The 2759-nt window shown below is 30.3% G+C and carries 2 protein-coding genes; both read right to left on the bottom strand.

All coding sequences use genetic code 11. The features are described 5' to 3' along the window. Positions 1-1226 (bottom strand): restriction endonuclease subunit S (locus ACTHW2_RS12045; protein ID WP_442264159.1); only part of this gene is annotated, 1226 nt, incomplete at its 3' end. Then, positions 1219-2759, bottom strand: a 1541-nt coding sequence (locus ACTHW2_RS12050) for an N-6 DNA methylase (RefSeq protein WP_442264160.1), incomplete at its 5' end; no start/stop codon positions are given. The genes ACTHW2_RS12045 and ACTHW2_RS12050, both read right to left, overlap by 8 nt.

Consider the following 2759-nt stretch of genomic DNA (forward strand, 5'->3'; position numbering starts at 1 on the left):
ACTTGAATAGTACCATTTATAAGTCTTGGTAGTAGTAGGTCACGCTGCTTGATTAGGTTTTGGTTTTCAACTTTATATTTTTCTATTATTTCAAAATTTTGTTCAACAATATTGTTAAATTTAGTCATCAAGTTTTCATCAGGTATTAATAATTTTATTCTTTTGATGTTTTGATTATTAATTGCAACTTGAGTAGATCCATTAGCATACATATCTTTAATACTTTCAAAAATTCCATATCTAATAAAAGATAAATAATAATAATAATAATTTATATTTTTAAATTCTATTCCTGCGAAACCTGTAGAAAGTATTATATTATTTATCAATCCTTTAGAATGATTTTTAAAGTACAAATGCTTTACTGAATCCTGCATCTTTGCAAACCAAATTGTATTTTCTTTTGGTTCCATATTAGCCCTTGATGGTTTATCTATAAAAGTTATATTTTCACCATGTTTTAAATTTATACCTTCTACATCTGCTGTTGCTAAGTATCTTTTATATCCTTTAAACTCATTTATACCTGATGAAAGTAATTTTACTTCTTTATTAATAAAGTTTTTTACTTCCCATCCTTCAGGTATCCCTTTTATAAATTTAGTGTTTTCATGTCCCGGAAATCTCATTCTTACAAACCATTCTTTATATATTTCTTCTGCTGTCTTTTCTAGGATTTCTATTCTTTTATTATTGTTTTCTATTAATTCATCATAGGCTGAAAGTAGGTCTGCTATTTTTTCTTGGGTTTTTAGGTCTGGCAAACTAAACTTAAATCTTCTTATAGTTTTTAATGTTATACTCGCTTGATTAGCCGCTCCCTGTGCATTATCAACACAATAATGTTTATAGTCAACAGCTTTTAACCTATAAAACAAATAATCATTATCTAAGTTTTCATCAGGTATTATCTTCACAATATTTTGATTCAGATAAGATCCATCAAGATAGTCGGGAACTCTTACTATCTTTCCTACTAAAGAGTTTGGATTATTCAACCAAGAGCCAACCGTTTGACATAAAACATCTTTTTTCTCTAAAATAAATCTGTCGTAATCTTCATCATAATCTATATATACCATTTTATCCTTTTCTATTGATTCATCAGTAAAATTAGAAACTCTTACAACTGGAATTCCATTGTTTTTATAAAGTGAACTTTTAAATGCATTTCCTTTTAGAGTATCTATATACTCCCCTAATCTTACTTCTCTCCATTTACTCATACTCAATCACCAATTTATCCAAGTTCTCTTCTATCTTCTTTTCCAATTCTTTAGCTTCTTCATTTAACTTTTTAAACTCTTCATTAAGTCCAAATAGTTCTTCCTTAAATTCCTCTGCTGTCATTCCATCATCTTCTATAACTACCCCTACATATCTTCCAGGGTTTAGTGAATAATTTTGATCTATGATCCCATCTTCCCCCTCAAGTTTTGCTACTTTACAAAGACCAATTACATCTTCATATTTACCTTCAGGGAATCTTTCTTGAAGCCAATTTATTTGTTTTTGGAAGTATTGTTTATCTTCTTCTGTTTCTCCATTATCTCTAGAGTCTTTATATTCTTCTATAAGTTCATAAAAACTTTCCCTATCTCCTTCATAAAGTCTGGTTATAATAGACAGATTTTTAATCTGTTCATCTGAAAACTTTCTAAGGGCCCTATCTACTTGGGTAAATATGTTTCTTGCATCTATAAAAAGAATTTCATCTTTTTTCTCTTTTCCTTTATCAAAAAACCAAAGGGTAGCTGGAAGGGTTACTGTTATAAACATGTTAGATGGAAGGGCAACCATTTGAGATATTACGCCATCTTCTATCAAAGATTTTCTTATATCCTTTTCACTATGTCCTGCATCTGATGCAGAGTTAGCCATTACAAGGGCTGCTCTTCCATTATCATTTAAAGCAGTTGCAAATTGATTTATCCAAAGATAATTGGCATTGGGAACTGTAGGTTTTTTAGCCTTAGTTTGAGGTACTCCGTAATGATTAAATCTTTTTTGCTCTTTTACTAAATCAAGTTCTACATTGTCTACATTAAAGGGAGGGTTTGCCATTACATAGTCAAAGTTTCCAAATGAACTATGAGGATCTGCATAGTAAGAGTTAGCTTCTATTATATCTCCTCTTATATTATTTAAAAACAAGTTCATCTTAGCTAGATTTGCTGTTTCTCCTGTTCTTTCAACTCCATAGGCTCTTAGGTTTATATAATGATTATCTCCGTGCTTTTCTTTCTGCCTTTTAGCATAGTGAGCAGCTTGTACAAACATACCTCCGGAACCACAGGCTGGGTCAAGTATCTTTCCTTCTGTTGGTTTAAGAACCTCTACCATATATTGTACCACCGTTCTAGGTGTAAAGAACTCTCCCCCACCTTGTCCTTCTTTTAAGGCAAAGTTACCTAAAAAATATTCGTATATTTCTCCGAATATATCATTTTCTATATCTGTTGGAATATCGTTAAAGTTTCTAAGTAATCTATTTAATATTTTATTGTTATCTTCTTTGCTTAGATTGTGATAACTGTCTTTTGGTAGTATTCCAACTAGTTCAGGGGAATATTTTTCTATGCCTTCTATAGCTTCTTTAATCTTTTTTGCTATATCTTCTTCTTCGCTTAAATTTAATAAATAGTCATATCTTGATTCTTCTGGAAGATAAAAGCCACATTTTTCTATTGCTATTTCCTCCATAGGCTTTTCTCTTCTTCCACCTTTTAGTTCTCCATATTCTTTATTTATTTCTTCTT

Origin of the sequence: Tissierella sp. (assembly GCF_052089545.1) — a bacterium.
Lineage (GTDB): Bacteria > Bacillota > Clostridia > Tissierellales > Tissierellaceae > Tissierella_A.